Below are 15,141 nucleotides of genomic sequence, written 5' to 3' on the forward strand. Positions count from 1 at the left end.
TGCCCCGGCCCGCCGCCGAGGCGGCGGGCGCCAAGCCCGAGCCGCCGTCCGAACTGGTCGGCGGGGCCCGGGCCGGCAAGGCCGGCGGCAAGCCTGGAGGCAAGGCCGCCAAGGACGACTACCCCACGGACGAGTTCACCTTCGTCGACGAGGAGGGGGAGGAGTCCGAGGACGTCATCGACTGGCTGAAGTTCGCCGAGTCCCGCAGCGAGGTGCGCGCCGAGCGCCGCCGCCGGCTGCGCAACCGGCTGATCGGCCTCGGCGTGGTGGTGGCGCTCGCGGCGGCCGGCACCGGCGGCTACCTCTGGTTCACCGGCGACAAGCAGACCGCGGCGAGCGCGGCCGGTCCGCGCCAGGTCAGCGTGGTCCACCTGCGCGACCTCCAGGGCAAGGTCTCCAGCGCGCTGCTGGTCAACGACTCCACCGGGAAGAAGGGCACCGTGCTCCTGCTGCCCGACACCCTGCGGCTGCCCGGCCCCGGCGACCCGCCGGTCACCACCGTCGGCCAGGCCATGGACAGCATCGGCGCCTCCGCGACCCGCGACGGCCTGTCCACCGTGCTCGGCGCCCCGGTCGCGGGCACCTGGCGGCTGGACACCCCCTACCTGGAGATGCTGGTCTCCCAGCTCGGCGGCGTCCGGGTGGACACCAACGCCGAGACCCACGAGGGCGGCAAGCCGGACGGCAAGCTGCTGTCCGCGGCCGGCAAGAACACCCTGCTGAACGGGAAGGCCGCCGTCGCGTACGCCACCCTCCAGGCGTCCGGCGAGAACCGGGACGCCCAACTGGCCCGGTTCGGACAGGTGATGGACGCGGTGGTGCGCACCATGCCCACCGAGTTCAAGGACGCCAAGGACGACGTGCACCGGATGAACGCGGTGCTCGACCCCTCGCTGCCCGAGGACGCCCTCGCCGGAGTGCTCGCCCAGCTCGCCCAGCAGGCGAAGGACGGCCACCTCGGCACCACCGCGCTGACCGTCAAACCGGACGGCGGCCTGGACGAGGCCACCGCCGGCAAGCAGGTCAAGGACGTGCTCGGCGGCACCGTGAAGTCCGCGGCCTCCGCCGACGCCCCCGCCCGGGTCTCGCTCCAGGACGCCACCGGCAACGACCAGGCGGCGGCCGCCGCACAGGTCCAGATCGTGAACTCCGGCCTGACCTTCCTGCCCGGCTCCAAGACCGCCGCGCAGGCCGCCAGTGAGATCCGCTACACCGACGACGCCCGGCAGGCCGCGGCGAAGTCGCTGGCGATCAGCCTCGGACTGCCGGACACGGCGGTGAAGAAGGTCGGCGACGCCCAGAACGCGGACCTGGTGGTCGTGCTCGGCAAGGACTACCAGCCGCCGAAGAGCCAGTAGGCCGCGGCCTCCGGCCCGGGCGGCCCCGGAAAAGCGTTCCGGGGCCGCCCGGGCGGCGTGAGATCCTGGAAGGCGACCCCCGGCCAGGAGCCAGGGGTCGCCCCCCAAGCCGCCGAGCCGGAAGAACACCGTGACCGTCACCGACCACAGCCAGCAGCTCATCACCGTCGCCGCGCAGGCGGCGGCCGACAAGCTCGCGCACAACATCATCGCCTTCGACGTCAGCGAGGTGCTGTCGATCACCGACGCCTTCCTGATCGCCTCCGCCAACAACGACCGCCAGGTCCGGTCGATCGCCGAGGAGATCGAGGACCAGCTGCGCGAGCAGCTGGACATCAAGCCGGTGCGCCGCGAGGGCGAGCGCGACGGCCGCTGGATCCTGCTCGACTACCTGGACATCGTCGTGCACGTCCAGCACTCCGAGGAGCGCTCCTTCTACTCGCTGGACCGCCTCTGGAAGGACTGCCCCGAGCTGCCGCTGCCCGAGGACGCCCTGGCCACGCGCAACCGGCCCGACGCCCACACCGACGAGGCCGGCAACGTCGTCGCCCCGGCCGACGACTTCGGCAAGCCCGAGGACCTGCACTGAGCCGGGACGGGCGGGGGCCGCGCGTCGTCTTCTGGCGCCACGGCCAGACCTCGTGGAACCTGGAGTCCCGCTTCCAGGGCACCACGGACATCGAACTGACCGACCAGGGCGTCCTCCAGGCCCAGCGGGCGGCCCGGCTGCTCTCCGGCCTGCGCCCCGACCTGCTGATCTCCTCCGACCTCACCCGGGCCAAGCGCACGGCCGAGGAACTGGCCGAGGTCACCGGCCTCGACGTGCAGCACCACGAGGGCCTGCGGGAGACCTACGCGGGCTCCTGGCAGGGCCTGACCAACGCCGAGATCCGCGACCGCTTCCCGGAGGAGTACGCGGCCTGGGCGGCCGGCGAGCCGGTGCGGCGCGGCGGCGGCGAACTGGCCACCGAGGTCGCCGACCGCTCGGTGCCGGTCGTGCTGGAGGCCGTCGACAAGCTGCCGGAGGACGGGACGCTGGTGGTGGTCAGCCACGGCGGCACCATCCGCACCATGCTCGGGCGGCTGCTGGACCTGGACCCGGTCCAGTGGGAGTGCTTCGGCGGGCTGTCCAACTGCTGCTGGTCGGTGCTCGGACAGGGGGCGCGCGGCTGGCGCCTGCTGGAGCACAACGCGGGCACGCTCCCGCAGCCGGTCATCGGCGACGACACCTGAGCGACGACGCCTGAGCGACGACGCCTGAGCGACGACGCCTGAGCGACGACGCCTGAGCGACGACGCCTGAGCGACGGGCGCGTCGCGGGGTGGGGTGGGGTGCGGGCGGGGTTGCGGGCATGCAGGGGCTTGCCGGGGGCTCGCCAGGGGCGTGCAGGGGCTTCGCAGGGGCGGATTTCGCAGTTCCGGCCCTGACCAGCTAGAGTTTTCCTCGTTCGCAGGGAAGGAACGCGGCCCGGAAGGGAAGCGGGAGATCCGACGACTGCGGGGCTATAGCTCAGTTGGTAGAGCGCTTGCATGGCATGCAAGAGGTCTGGGGTTCAATTCCCCATAGCTCCACTCCGCACCAGCGATCCTGTTCGATCAGGAGCGCCCGTGTCGCGGGGCTGTAGCTCAGTTGGTAGAGCGCTTGCATGGCATGCAAGAGGTCCGGGGTTCAATTCCCCGTAGCTCCACAGTAGTTGAGAGGCCGTCACCCATCGGGTGGCGGCCTCTCGCGTTGCCGGGCCGCCTCTGTGGGTCTGCCAGTTCCCGTCGCCGGGGCGCCTCCGGGGTGACCTGCGGGCCCGGGGGTGGCAGTGCGGGTCCCGAAGTGGGGGCGCGGGCCCCGGGGGCGGGAGCGCGGGTCTCGGGGTGGGGGGCGCGGGCCCCGGGGGCGGGAGCGCGGGTCTCGGGGAGGGGGAGCGGGGGCCTGAGGGAGCGGGAACGCGGGCCCCTGGGAACGGATTCGTGGAGCACCCCCGGGACCGTGTAAAGTGGGCGATGTCGCCGAGGGAAACCGGACGGAAACGGTCGAAAGCCTCCGGTGACATCGCAGGTCAAGGGGCTGTAGCTCAGTTGGTAGAGCGCTTGCATGGCATGCAAGAGGTCCGGGGTTCAATTCCCCGTAGCTCCACAGCAGTCGAGGGCCGCCTCCCGAAATGGGAGGCGGCCCTTCGGCGTTCTGCGCATGCCACCGGCGGAAGGGCCGGAAAGACCGCTACCGTCGTTCCATGGCCGATCTGGAGCGAAGGCGGAACGAGGAACTGGCCCGGATACTGCACCAGCTCGGCTGGAGTCCGGAACGGCTCGCCCGCGAGGTGAGCCTCGCCCTGCCGCCAGGCCTGGCCATCAGCTCCACCGCCCCCTACAAGTGGCGCGACCGCGGCATGGTGCCGCGCAGCCCGCACGACCAGACCGTCTGCGAAGTGCTCAGCCGCACCCTCGGCATCGCCGTCACCTACGAACAGCTCTGGGGCCGGATGGGCGGCCACCGGGGCGCCAAGATCCTCTCGCCCCGGCTGCTCACCGACCCGTGGACCGCCGACACCGCCCAGACCGCGCTGCGCGAGGCCGCCACCGACGCCGGGCCCGTCCGCCTCACCGACCTCTTCCGCGGCGCCGACCTCGACCAGGCCGCCGAACGGCTCGCCTCCCCGCCCCCGCCCGTCGGGGGCGGCGAAGGGGCGCTGCGCATCGACCCCGGCCTCGTCGGCGACCTCGGCCTGTCCTACCGCAGCAAGCAGCGGCTCGAACGCTCCTGCGGCGGCGGACTCGTCCTCGGCCCCACCCGGGCCGAACTCGCCATGCTGGCCAAGCTGCTGGAACTCGGCGCCTACGACGAACGGGTCGGCCGCGAGCTGTACGGCACGGCCAGCCGGCTCGCCCGGCTGGCCGGCTGGGCCGCGTACGACCTCGGCCACGACGCGGCCGCCCAGCGCGCCTTCGTCGCCGCCCTGCGGGCCGCCCACGTCAGCGGCGACGCCCGGCTCGGCGTCGCCGTGCTCGGCGGCCTGGTGGTGCTCGCCACCCAGGGCACCGGAGGGCGCGGCCTGGACGCCGTCGCCGCGCTCAACACCGCCCTGGCCCGGCACGGCTCCGCACTGAGCCCCGCCGGCCGGGCCCGGCAACTCGGCCGGATCGCCCGCGCGCACGGCCGCCGGGGCGAGGCCGAGCAGGCCGAGGCCGCCGCCGCCCGGGCCTTCGCCGAACTCGACGGCGTGCCCGGCACGGAGGCGGCCCGCGCCGAACTCGCCGGGATGGTGGGGGAGGGCCGGCTGGCACTCGGCCAGCACCGGATGGCCAAGGCGCTGCTCGCCGAGGCCGTCGCCGGGCTGGGGGCCGGCCGCGGGCGGTCCAAGGCGCTGCTGATGGTCCGCCTCGCCGAGACCCACCGGCGCCTCGGCGACCAGCGGGAGGCCGCCCGCACCGCGTCGCTCGCCCGGGCGCTCGCGGCGGGCATGCAGTCCGAGCGGCTGGCGCGGGCGCTGCGCGACTTCGACGCGGCGACGCGGGCGGCGTCGGCGGGGCGGTGAGGTCTGTGTGTGGCGGGGCGGGGGCGGCGTCGGTGGGGCGGGGGCTGCGTGTGGTGGGGGGCTTCCCGGGTCGGCGGTGAGGTCCGTGCGGGGGCGGGCCCGGGGCCGTCGGGCCCCGGTGGATACCCGGGAGCGCGCTGATCTGCTTGCGGTACCCTGAGCCCATGCGAACCGTGCGCCTGCTCCTTAGCCGGCCGCGCTGACCAGGACCGGTTACGCCCTCGGGCGGTGCCGGAGTCGGCGTGGCGTCCCCTCCTGCGAGGGGATTTTTTGTTTTCCGCCCCCGTTCACGGGCCGGCCGTGTCCGCGGTTCGCCAACTGACATCGATGGAGCTTGAAGGACCATGAGCGAGACGACCCCTGCGTCCGGCACGGCCGAGACCGCGACCGAGCCGTTCCGGTACAGCGCCGCGCTGGCGGCGGAGATCGAGTCCCGCTGGCAGGACCTCTGGGAGAAGGAGGGCACCTTCAACGCCCCCAACCCCGCCGGTGCGCTGGCCGACCCGGCGGCCGGAGACGTCGCCGCGAAGCCGCACAGCTTCATCATGGACATGTTCCCGTACCCCTCGGGCGCGGGCCTGCACGTCGGCCACCCGCTGGGCTACATCGCCACCGACGTCTACGCCCGCTACCAGCGGATGACCGGCCACAACGTGCTGCACACGCTGGGCTACGACGCGTTCGGCCTGCCCGCCGAGCAGTACGCGGTGCAGACCGGCACCCACCCGCGGGTCTCCACCGAGGCCAACATCGCCAACATGCGCCAGCAGCTGCGCCGGCTGGGCCTGGGCCACGACCCGCGCCGCTCGATCTCCACGATCGACCCGGAGTACTACCGCTGGACCCAGTGGATCTTCCTGCAGATCTTCAACTCCTGGTACGACGAGCAGGCCGGCCGGGCCCGGCCGATCGCCGAGCTGATCGCCCGGTTCGAGTCCGGCGCGAAGCCGACCCCGGACGGGCGCCCGTGGGCCGACCTGTCCGCCGCCGAGCGCGACGAACTGCTGGGCGAGTACCGGCTGGCGTACTCCAAGGAGGTGCCGGTCAACTGGTGCCCCGGCCTGGGCACCGTCCTGGCCAACGAGGAGGTCACTGCGGACGGCCGCTCCGAGCGCGGCAACTTCCCGGTGTTCAAGTCCAACCTGCGCCAGTGGATGATGCGCATCACCGCGTACTCCGACCGCCTGATCTCCGACCTGGACCTGCTGGACTGGCCCGAGGCCATCAAGCTCCAGCAGCGCAACTGGATCGGGCGCTCCGAGGGCGCCCGGGTCGACTTCGCCGTCGACTCCGGTGAGAAGATCACCGTCTTCACCACCCGGCCCGACACCCTGTTCGGCGCCACCTACATGGTGCTGGCCCCCGAGCACGGCCTGGTCGACTCGATCGTCCCGGCCGCCTGGCCCGCGGACGTGCCCGCCGAGTGGACCGGCGGCGCCGCCACCCCCGCCGAGGCCGTCGCCGCCTACCGCGCCACCGCCGCCGCCAAGTCGGACGTCGAGCGGCAGGTCGAGGCCAAGGTCAAGACCGGCGTCTTCACCGGCGCCTACGCCGTGAACCCGGTCAGCGGCGCGTCCGTCCCGGTGTTCATCGCCGACTACGTGCTGATGGGCTACGGCACCGGCGCCATCATGGCCGTCCCCGCCCACGACCACCGCGACTTCGCCTTCGCCCGCGCCTTCGCGCTGCCGATGCGCTGCGTCGTCCAGCCCACCGACGGGCGCGGCGAGGACCCGGCCGCCTGGGACGACGCCTTCGACACCTACGACTCCGTCATCGTCAACTCCTCCCGGGACGGGCTGACGCTGGACGGGCTGGGCGTCGTCGACGCCAAGGCCGCCGTCACCGCCTGGCTGGCCGAGCGCGGCATCGGCGAGGGCACCGTCAACTACCGTCTGCGGGACTGGCTGTTCAGCCGCCAGCGGTACTGGGGCGAGCCCTTCCCGATCGTCTACGACGAGGACGGCGTCATGCACGCGCTGCCCGAGTCGATGCTGCCGGTCGAGGTCCCCGAGGTCGAGGACTACTCGCCGCACACCTACGACCCGTACGACGCCACCTCCTCGCCCAAGACCCCGCTGTCGCGCAACGAGGCCTGGGTCAACGTCGAACTGGACCTGGGCGACGGCGTCCGCACCTACCGGCGCGAGACCAACACCATGCCCAACTGGGCGGGTTCGTGCTGGTACGAGCTGCGCTACGTCGACCCGTCGAACTCCTCGGCGGTCGTCGACCCGGCCAACGAGAAGTACTGGCTCGGCCCCACGGCCACCAAGCCGGCCGGCGGCGCCGACCTGTACGTCGGCGGTGCCGAGCACGCCGTGCTGCACCTGCTGTACGCGCGCTTCTGGCACAAGGTGCTGCACGACCTGGGCCACGTCTCGTCCGTCGAGCCGTTCCACAAGCTGTTCAACCAGGGCATGATCACCGCCGACGTCTACCGCGACGAGCGCGGCTTCCCGGTGCCCGCCGCCGAGGTCGAGGAGCGCGACGGCCAGTACTTCTGGCAGGGCGAGGCCGTCAAGCGCGAGGCCGGCAAGATGGGCAAGTCCCTGAAGAACGCCGTCGCCCCCGACGAGATCGCCGACGAGTACGGCGCCGACACGCTGCGCCTGTACGAGATGTCCATGGGCCCGCTGGACGTCTCCCGCCCCTGGGACACCCGCGCCGTCGTCGGCTCGTACCGCTTCCTGCAGCGGCTGTGGCGCAACGTCGTCTCGGAGGCCACCGGCGACCTGGTCGTCACCGAGGAGGAGCCGGACGAGGCGACGCTGCGTGCCCTGCACAAGGCGATCGACGGCATCCGCGGCGACATGGCCGGGCTGCGGTTCAACACGGCCGTCGCCAAGGCGATCGAGCTGAACAACTACCTGGTCAAGCGCGGCTCCACGCCGCGCGCCGTGGCCGAGCAGCTGGTCCTGATCGTCGCGCCGCTGGCCCCGCACATCGCCGAGGAGCTGTGGCGCCGGCTGGGCCACGACGAGTCGCTGGCGCACACCGACTACCCGGTCGCCGACCCGGCGTACGTGGTGGACGAGACGGTGACCTGCGTGGTGCAGCTCAAGGGCAAGGTGAAGGCCAGGCTGGAGGTCGCGCCGACGATCTCGGACGCCGAGCTGGAGGCGCTGGCGCTGGCCGACCCGGCCGTCGTCGCGGCGATCGGCGAGGCGCCGGTGCGCAAGGTGATCGCGCGGGCGCCGAAGCTGGTGAACATCGTTACGGGCTGAGACTGAGAGGCTGAGGCTCAGGTCGGTCGGCTGCGGTTGAGGTCGGCCGGCTGCGGTTGAGGTCGCGCGGCTGATGTCGGTCGGTTGGTAGTCGGCCGGCTGAGGCTGCTGGGGCGGGTGTCCTTCGGGACGCCCGCCCTTGCTCGTGCCCGGGGCCCTGGGAGGACCCCCGAACCCTCGGGGAGATCCCCGATCTGTCCCTGATCTCCGCTGCCCGGGCCCGTTCCGTCCGCCCCGGGCCCGATCCGGCGGCTACCGTGGAACCCTCGGCAGTACGGCCCGCGTTGGGTCCGGTGGGGGCCGAAACGGTGGCGGAAGGTGGCTCGCGATGGACGCGTTCGGCGTGATGATCGGCCTGGTCCTGCTCTTCGGGATCGCGGCGTTCGTCCTGGCCGTGGTCGGCACGGTCAAGGCGGCGAAGGCCGTCGCCACGAAGATCGGGCGGCACGAGGCCAACGCCCGGCGCGCCGTGGAGAACGCCACCCTCAAGGCGAAGACCTTCACCAAGGTCGGACCGCCCGGCCAGATCGCCGCCGTCCGGCTCGGCCTGCGCACCTCGCTCGACGGCACCCGGCAGGTGCTGGAGAGCGGCCTCCCCCAGGACGGCCAGCTCGGCGAGTCCCTCGCCCTGCTCGGCAGGCTCGACGCACACGCCGCCGAACTCGACGGCGAACTGCGGATGCTGGAGCGGGAGCCGGACACCGCGCGGATCGCGGCCAAGCTGCCGGAGCTGCGCGAGCGCGCCGAACGGATCACCCACTCCGCGGAGACCATGCGCTGGGCCGCGCAGGACCGGATGCACCGGTTCGCGGACGACGAGCTGAGCCGGCTCAGCCAGGAGTGCGAGAGCGAGGCGGGGGCGCTGCGGCACTGGGACACCTCGGGGGAGTCGTCGTCCGCGTCCGCCTCCGGCTCCGCTGCTTCCTCCGCTTCCTCCGCTTCCTCCGCGTCCTCCGCGTCCTCGGGTTCGGGGGCGTCCTCGGGTTCGGGTTCTGGCTCGGGGGCGGCCTCCGGGGGTGCTGCGCGGGCCGGGCTGACGGACGGGAAGGGCCGTCCGAGCGCCGAGGAGCTCCTCGGACTCGCCGACCCGCTGGCCAAGCTGGCCCAGCGGCTGCGGAAGCCGTCGGCGGGGCCCACGGCAGGCTGAGCTGAGCCGAGCCGAGCCTGAGCCGAGCACCCCGCGCCGGGTGCTGCGGCCGTGCTTCGGCGGGTGCTGCGTGCTTGCTCCGGCGGCGTCCTCGGGGCCTTTCGGGGCTCGCACCCGGGCGCTGTCCTCCCGGACGAACGGGGAGTAATCTCCGCCTCATGCCCTCTGACCTCGCACTTGTCACCGACTCCACGGCCTACCTGCCGCAGGAGACCCTCGACCGGTACGGGATCACGGTGGTCCCGCTGAGCGTCGCGGTCGGTGACGCGGTCCTGTGCGAAGGCGTCGAGATCTCCCCCAAGGACGTCGCCGAGGCGCTGCGCGACAAGCAGCGGGTGACGACCTCCCGACCGAACCCCGAGGCCTTCGCCGCCGCCTATCGGGCCGCCGCCGAGGCCGGGGCGAAGGGCATCGTCTCGGTGCACATCTCCGGTGAGCTGTCCGGCACGGTGGAGGCCGCCCGGCTGGCGGCCGCCGAGGCGCCGGTACCCGTGCGGGTGGTGGACAGCCGACTGGTCGGCATGGCCCTCGGATACGCGGTGCTGGCGGCGGCCGAGGCGATCGCGGCCGGGCGGGACCTGGCGGAGGCGGCCGAGGCCGCCACCCGGCGGGCGGCCGTGACCAGCGGGTTCTTCTACGTCGACACCCTGGAACACCTGCGCAGGGGCGGCCGGATCGGGGCGGCGCGGGCGCTGCTCGGGTCGGCGCTGGCGGTCAAGCCGCTGCTGCACCTGGACGGGGGGCGGATCGAACCGCTGGAGAAGGTGCGCACCGCGTCGCGGGCGATCGCGCGCTTGGAGGAGATCGCCGTCGAGCGGTCGGGGGGCGGGGAGGTCGACATCACCGTGCACCACCTGGCGGCCGAGGAACGGGCCGAGCCGCTCGCGGAGCGGCTGCGGGCCCGGGTGCCGGGGCTGCGGGAGCTGTACGTGGGCGAGGTGGGGGCGGTGATCGGCGCGCACGTCGGGCCGGGGCTGCTCGCGGTGGTCGTCGCGCCGCGCTGAGCGGGCCGGGCGTGCCGTGTCGCGGGCTCTGGTCAACTCTTCGTGGCGCTGATCACTCGTGTGAGTGATCTGTTTTGTCCACAACCCCTGAGTTATCCACAGGGGTTCGGTAATTTCTGCGTACTCTGCCGAGGACTCCTACCGTCCTCGGCATGACGACCATGGGCCTGGGCGCGGCGAAGCGCCACGAGATCAACGAGACCGTCCGGCTGCGGATGGCGGCGCTGCTGCCGACCGGCGGCGGCGTCGCGGGCGATGGGGCGGGAGCAGAGGCCGGGGCGGGCGGGCCGGTGGGCTCCGGTGCCGCGATGGGCGCGCTCGCGTCGACCGGGCCGCCTTCGGGCGCGGTTCCGTCCGGGGCGGGGGAGCGGCCTCCGTCGGCGGGGCCTGTGCCGCCTGTGCCGTTGGAGCCGGTCAGGGCGGGCGGTGACGCGGATCCGCCGGGGCCGGGGGCCGGGTCGGGCCTTCGATTCGGCTCGGCGATGGCACTCGACCGGCGGGCGGTGGCCGGGTTGGCCGTCCTGCTGCTGTTCGCGGTCGGCTACGCCGTGCAGCACTTCTGGCTGGCCAGACCGCAGGCGGTGGCCGTGCCGGCGTTGGCGTCCGCCCCGGTCTCACCGGTCCCACCGGTCTCGCCGGGGGTGGAGGGGGTGGCGGGGGCGGCATCCGCGTCCGTGCCGACTCCGGCCTTGGGCCCGGGCCCGGCCGCGGTCTCGGTGGCCGATCCCGTCGGCCCCGGGGGCGGGGCGGTCGTCGTGGTCGACATCGGCGGGCGGGTTCACCTCGCCGGCCTGCACACCCTGCCCGGCGGCTCGCGAGTGGCCGACGCCCTACGGGCGGCGGGCGGTCCGCTGCCGGAGACGGACACCCGAAGCCTCAACCTGGCCCGGGTCCTGACGGACGGTGAACAGATCCTGGTCGGCGAGCCGGCTCAGGCCTCCGCCCCGGGAGCCGGAGCCGGCAACGGACCGCCGGCGGCCGGCACGCCCAGACCGCCCGTCAGCCTCAACCGCGCCGGCCTCGAACAGCTGGACACCCTCCCCGGCGTCGGCCCGACCCTCGCCCAGCGCATCCTCGCCTACCGCACGTCGCACGGCTCGTTCCGCACGCTCGACCAGCTCCGGCAGGTCAGCGGCATCGGGGCGCGCACGTTCGCGGAACTCCGTCCGCTGCTGACCCTCTGACCTCCCCGTCCGTCCCCTTGCCCGCCTGTTCTCCCGCCCGTCCGTCGTCGGCCGTCGTTGCTCGTCGTCGTCGTTCGTCCGTCGCCGCCACCCGCCGAAGGGAGGTACCGCCGTGCCCGCCACCACCGAACCGAACCTGCCGAACCGCTCCACCGGTGCCGACTTCCGGCTGCTGCTTCCCGCCGTCTCGGCCTGGGTGGTGACGGCCGCGCTCCTCGGCCTGGAGCCGGGGTACGACGTCCTCGCCTTCGGCCTGGCGGGTGCCGCCGCGCTGGCGGCCGTCCTGCTGCTCGTCAGGCCCGCGCTCCCACGCCGACGCGCAGCGGCGGTGACCTTGGCCGCCGTCCTGCTCACCGGAGCCGCCGCCGTGGTGGCCACCCCGCTGCACACCGCCGATCTGCACCGGGGTCCGCTGCCGGAGCTCGTCCGAGCGGCCGAGCACGCCCCGCCGCGATCTCCGGGCGAGCCCGCTCGGGTGGTGGAGGCGGAGCTGACCGTCGCGGCGGACCCGAAGTCCCACGCGGCCCGGGGCGGGACCACCGGCGGGCAGACCCTCCTCACCGTCGACGCGGTGGCCGACCGGGTCACGCTCCTGCCGGACGGGCGCAGTACCCGGACGCGAACCCCGGTGACCGTCATGGTCCGGGGCGCGGAATCCGGGCCCTGGCAGGGGCTGCTCCCGTCGGAGCGGCTGGTGGTGGAGGCCGAGGTGCGGCCCGCGGGAGACGGCTACGACACCGAGTGCGCGGCGCTGCTGGTCGTCCACGGCCCGCCCCGCCGCCTCGCGCCGCCGAACCTGCCGCAGCGGATCGCCGGGCGGCTGCGTGCCGGTCTGCGCACGGCCAGCGACGGGCTCCCGCCGGACGCGCGCGGGCTGCTCCCGGGCCTGGTCGTGGGGGACACCTCGCGACTGCCCGACGACCTTGAGGACGCCTTCCGGGCCACCGACCTGGTGCACCTGGTGGCGGTGAGCGGGGCCAACCTGGCGATCGTCCTCGGCGCGCTGCTGGGCGCCCCGGGGCAGGCCGGCACCCCGGAACGGCGCGGGCTGGCCGCGCTGCTGGGGCTCTCGCTGCACACCAGCGCGCTGCTCGGGACGGCGCTGACGCTGGCCTTCGTCGCCGTCTGCCGGCCGGAGCCCAGCGTGCTGCGCGCGGCCGGGACGGGGCTGATCGGCATGCTCGCGCTGGCCACCGGCCGGCCCCGGCAGGCGGTGCCCGCGCTCGCCGGGGCGGTCCTGGTGCTCGTCCTGCTCGACCCGTTCCTGGCGCGTTCCTTCGGATTCCTGCTCTCGGTGCTCGCCACGGCCGGGCTGCTCGTCCTCGGGCCGCACTGGGCCGAGGCGCTGCGGTCCCGGCGCTGGCCGCACCACCTGGCGGGTGCCCTGGCGGCGACGGCCGCCGCCCAGGCCCTGTGCGCGCCGGTGACGGTGGTGCTGTCCGGGCACGTCAGCCTGGTCGCGATCCCGTGCAACCTGCTGGCCGAACTGGCGGTGGCCCCGGCGACCCTGCTCGGCTTCGGGGTGCTCGTGCTGCAGCCGCTCCTCCCGGACCTGGCCCGCCTGCTCGCGGAGCCGGCCGGAGTGCCGGTCGGCTGGCTCGCCCTGGTGGCGCGGCGCGGCGCCGAACTTCCGGGCGGCCAACTCTCCTGGCCGGGCGGGTGGTTCGGGACGGCGACGGTCGCGCTGGCCACCCTGGCGGCCTGCTGGGTGATGCCGCTCCTGCTGCCACGGCGAGCGCCGTCCGGCAAGCCCGTCCGTGCCCGGCGGCGGTGGGTGCGGGCGCTGGTGACGGGGGTGCTGCTCGTGGTCCTGCTGGCCGTGCTGCTGCGGCCACCGCAGCTCACCCGGATCGCGACCGGCTGGCCGCCGCCGGGGTGGCGGATGGTGATGTGCGACGTGGGCCAAGGGGACATGCTGGTGCTCGCGGCCGGTGCACCGGACAGCGCGGTGGTGGTCGATGCGGGGCCGGATCCGAACGCCGCCGACAGGTGCCTGCGGGATCTGGGTGTCACGGAAGTGCCGCTGTTGGTGGTGACGCACTTCCACGCCGATCACGTCGAGGGTGTGCCGGGGGTGGTTCGGGGCCGCCGGGTCGGAGCGATCGAGGGCACGACCCTGGACGATCCACCGGGTGAGGCGGCCCGGGTGGCGGGCTGGGCGGTCGGTGCCGGAGTCCCGCTGCTGCGCGCGGGGCGCGGTGAACGGCGCTCGGCGGGCCCGGCGTTGTCCTGGGAGGTGGTCTGGCCCGACGCCGGGGCGGCTGTCGAGGCCCCGGGGGCGAACAACGCGAGCGTCGCGCTGCTGGTGTCGGTGGCGGGCGGACTGCGGATGGCGTTGCTCGGGGACCTCGAACCGCCTGCCCAGTCGGCGCTGCTGGGCCGGTTGGGGCGGGTGGACGTCCTGAAGGTGGCGCACCACGGATCGGCGCATCAGGACTGGGCTTTGACCGGTGCGTTGCGTCCCCGGCTGGCATTGATCTCGTGCGGCGAGGGAAACGCGTACGGGCATCCGTCCGTGCGGACGGTGGATCGGCTGCGCGCGCTGGGTGCGAGCGTGCTGCGCACCGATCGGGTGGGCGACATCGCGGTGACGGGCGGATCGCCGGCCGTCCTCGGGGTGTCCGTGCACCCGCAGGCGGCGCACGAGGCGCGCAAGCCCCGCTCGCACGCTGCGGACGGAGCGCCCGCCTCCCGTACCGGGCGGGGCTCGCACACCCCGCGAGCCCCGCCCGGCTGACCCCGCCCTCCTCTCCTCCCAACCATCAGGTGGGGAAGGGAAAGGGGTTGGGGTGGGGAGGAGGGAGGGGGCGGGGGGCGGGGCGGGGCCCGGAGAACGATTGCGGCGCGCTCCGGGCCCCGCCCGGAGCGCGCCGAAGTGCGGGCACCTGCGATGGCGCGTCGCACTCGACCATCAAGCGCGAGCTGTCGGCAGGGCCGGTCGGGTCAGCAGGAGATGTTGCCGCCGCCGACGTCGGTGCCGAGGATGCCGACGAAGTTCTGGAAGAGGTTGATGCGGTCGTTCCGCTCGTCCGGGTTCTTGCCGTCGCATTCGAGGGCGCCGTTGATGCTGCGGATGGTCTCGCCGAAGCCCCTGCCGTTGACGATGGCGTCGTGCGCGGTCATCGTCCCGGCGCCGCTCTGGGTGTCCCAGAACCAGAGGCCGGTCTTCCAGGAGACGGCGGAGTCCCGTTCCACCTGGTACGGGTCGTCCAGCAGGTCGATGTGCAGGGCGTCGCCCGCCGCCTTGTAGTTGAAGTTCCAGCTGATCTGGAGCGGGCCGCGCCCGTAGTAGGCGCTCTGGCCGGCCGGACAGCCGTAGGACTGCGAGGCGTCGCAGTAGTGGCTGTAGTTGGCGGTGTTCTGCTCGACGACGTACTTCAGGCCGCCGGTCTCGTGGCTGACGTTGGCGAGGAAGGCGGCCGCCTCCCGCTTGCGCGTCGCGTCGTCGCCGGTGGTGGCGAACCCGGGGTAGGCGCTCAGCGCATTGACCAGGCCGTCGTACGTGTAGAAGGAGTTCCGGTTCGGGAACATCTGGTTGAACTGGGCCTCGCTGACCACGAACCCGTCGGCGGAGGCGGGCGTCGCCGGAACGGCGACCGCCAGCCCGCTCGCGACTGCGGCGGCGCTCAGCACGGCCAGAACGCGGGACCGGGTCCGGGAGAGGGCGCGGGATACCGACATCTGCACTCCTTGG

10 protein-coding genes and 3 tRNA genes are annotated in these 15,141 nt (G+C 73.9%); 12 read left to right on the plus strand and 1 reads right to left on the minus strand.

Translation table 11 applies throughout. From position 1 onward, the window contains the following. The 12 genes from ACFVX9_RS03035 to ACFVX9_RS03090 all read left to right on the plus strand — a co-directional run. Positions 1-1,358: LCP family protein (locus tag ACFVX9_RS03035; RefSeq protein ID WP_387980077.1), on the plus strand; the 1,358-nt coding region annotated here is incomplete at its 5' end. A gap of 130 nt (positions 1,359-1,488) precedes the next feature. Continuing rightward, positions 1,489-1,947 carry a ribosome silencing factor gene (gene rsfS, locus ACFVX9_RS03040; RefSeq protein WP_063347541.1) on the plus strand — a complete coding sequence of 153 codons (459 nt, stop codon included), beginning with the start codon at positions 1,489-1,491 and terminating at the stop codon, positions 1,945-1,947. After that, positions 1,944-2,591, plus strand: a complete 648-nt coding sequence (locus tag ACFVX9_RS03045) for a histidine phosphatase family protein (RefSeq protein WP_063351096.1) — start codon at positions 1,944-1,946, stop codon at positions 2,589-2,591. The genes rsfS and ACFVX9_RS03045 overlap by 4 nt, the downstream gene beginning before the upstream one ends. Positions 2,592-2,857: 266 nt before the next feature. Further along, positions 2,858-2,930: transfer RNA gene (locus ACFVX9_RS03050), tRNA-Ala, on the plus strand. 43 nt (positions 2,931-2,973) lie between these two features. Next, positions 2,974-3,046 (plus strand) — tRNA-Ala (locus tag ACFVX9_RS03055). A gap of 367 nt (positions 3,047-3,413) precedes the next feature. Further along, positions 3,414-3,486: transfer RNA gene (locus tag ACFVX9_RS03060), tRNA-Ala, on the plus strand. 97 nt (positions 3,487-3,583) lie between these two features. Next, entirely contained in the window at positions 3,584-4,885 is a 1,302-nt protein-coding gene (locus ACFVX9_RS03065) for a hypothetical protein (RefSeq protein ID WP_387980079.1), read from the plus strand. 344 nt (positions 4,886-5,229) lie between these two features. After that, on the plus strand, positions 5,230-8,112 hold the full coding sequence (gene leuS, locus ACFVX9_RS03070; RefSeq protein WP_380378489.1) for a leucine--tRNA ligase: 2,883 nt from the start codon (positions 5,230-5,232) through the stop codon (positions 8,110-8,112). Between the two features lie 328 nt (positions 8,113-8,440). Then, positions 8,441-9,259 (plus strand): hypothetical protein, encoded by an 819-nt coding sequence (locus ACFVX9_RS03075; RefSeq protein WP_387980082.1) that lies wholly within the window; start codon positions 8,441-8,443, stop codon positions 9,257-9,259. A 158-nt stretch (positions 9,260-9,417) separates the two neighbouring features. Continuing rightward, positions 9,418-10,263, plus strand: coding sequence for a DegV family protein (locus ACFVX9_RS03080; protein ID WP_063347537.1), 846 nt, complete (start codon positions 9,418-9,420; stop codon positions 10,261-10,263). A 152-nt stretch (positions 10,264-10,415) separates the two neighbouring features. Beyond that, positions 10,416-11,447, plus strand: coding sequence for a ComEA family DNA-binding protein (locus ACFVX9_RS03085; RefSeq protein WP_380378494.1), 1,032 nt, complete (start codon positions 10,416-10,418; stop codon positions 11,445-11,447). A 112-nt stretch (positions 11,448-11,559) separates the two neighbouring features. Next, positions 11,560-14,184 (plus strand): ComEC/Rec2 family competence protein, encoded by a 2,625-nt coding sequence (locus tag ACFVX9_RS03090; RefSeq protein ID WP_387980085.1) that lies wholly within the window; start codon positions 11,560-11,562, stop codon positions 14,182-14,184. Between the two features lie 206 nt (positions 14,185-14,390). Here the strand turns inward: ACFVX9_RS03090 and ACFVX9_RS03095 are convergent, their stop codons facing one another. After that, a complete protein-coding gene (locus ACFVX9_RS03095; protein WP_387980087.1) occupies positions 14,391-15,128 on the minus strand; it encodes a chitinase in 738 nt (245 codons plus the stop codon). Positions 15,129-15,141 lie beyond the last annotated feature (13 nt).

Origin of the sequence: Kitasatospora sp. NPDC058243, from assembly GCF_042882025.1 — a bacterium.
Classification (GTDB): Bacteria; Actinomycetota; Actinomycetes; order Streptomycetales; family Streptomycetaceae; genus Kitasatospora.

Bases quoted from the DNA above. Each gene is read 5' to 3' on its own strand.
- ACFVX9_RS03065 (WP_387980079.1), top strand. From the start codon at position 3,584: ATGGCCGATCTGGAGCGAAGGCGGAACGAGGAACTGGCCCGGATACTG.
- leuS (WP_380378489.1), top strand. From the start codon at position 5,230: ATGAGCGAGACGACCCCTGCGTCCGGCACGGCCGAGACCGCGACCGAG.
- ACFVX9_RS03075 (WP_387980082.1), top strand. From the start codon at position 8,441: ATGGACGCGTTCGGCGTGATGATCGGCCTGGTCCTGCTCTTCGGGATC.
- ACFVX9_RS03080 (WP_063347537.1), top strand. From the start codon at position 9,418: ATGCCCTCTGACCTCGCACTTGTCACCGACTCCACGGCCTACCTGCCG.
- ACFVX9_RS03085 (WP_380378494.1), top strand. From the start codon at position 10,416: ATGACGACCATGGGCCTGGGCGCGGCGAAGCGCCACGAGATCAACGAG.
- ACFVX9_RS03095 (WP_387980087.1), bottom strand. From the start codon at position 15,128: ATGTCGGTATCCCGCGCCCTCTCCCGGACCCGGTCCCGCGTTCTGGCC.